Origin of the sequence: Streptomyces minutiscleroticus (assembly GCF_014650875.1) — a bacterium.
GTDB classification, from domain to species: domain Bacteria; phylum Actinomycetota; class Actinomycetes; order Streptomycetales; family Streptomycetaceae; genus Streptomyces; species Streptomyces minutiscleroticus.
In genome coordinates this window covers 1-625 of record NZ_BMVU01000256.1, presented here as the reverse complement: position 1 = coordinate 625, position 625 = coordinate 1, and the positions used below count along the sequence as shown (strand labels likewise).

General features: G+C 64.6%; 1 protein-coding gene. It reads left to right on the top strand.

The features are described 5' to 3' along the window. The coding region (locus IE271_RS41345) for a non-reducing end alpha-L-arabinofuranosidase family hydrolase (RefSeq protein WP_268256284.1) at positions 1–625 on the top strand (625 nt) is incomplete at both ends.

Here is a 625-nt window from a genome sequence, read left to right as displayed (position 1 = left end):
CCAGGCCGCGGTGGCGCCCACGCTGTTCTACTTCGCGCCCAAGAACATCTGGGTGCTGGCGTACCAGTGGGGTGCGTGGCCCTTCATCTACCGCACGTCGAGCGATCCCACCAACCCCAACGGCTGGTCCTCGCCGCAGCCGCTGTTCACCGGGAGCATCTCCGGCTCGAGCACCGGCCCGATCGACCAGACCCTGATCGGCGACGGCCAGAACATGTACCTGTTCTTCGCCGGTGACAACGGCAAGATCTACCGGGCGAGCATGCCGATCGGGAACTTCCCGGGCAACTTCGGCTCGTCGTACACGACGGTCATGAGCGACACGAGGGCCAATCTCTTCGAGGGCGTACAGGTCTACAAGCTCCAGGACCAGAACCAGTACCTCATGATCGTCGAGGCGATCGGTGCGAACGGGCGCTACTTCCGCTCCTTCACGGCCTCCAGCCTGAACGGTTCGTGGACCCCGCAGGCCACCAGCGAGAGCAACCCCTTCGCGGGCAAGGCCAACAGCGGTGCCACCTGGACCAACGACATCAGCCACGGTGACCTGGTCCGCAACAACCCCGACCAGACCATGACCGTCGACCCCTGCAACCTGCAGTTCCTCTACCAGGGCAAGTCCCCC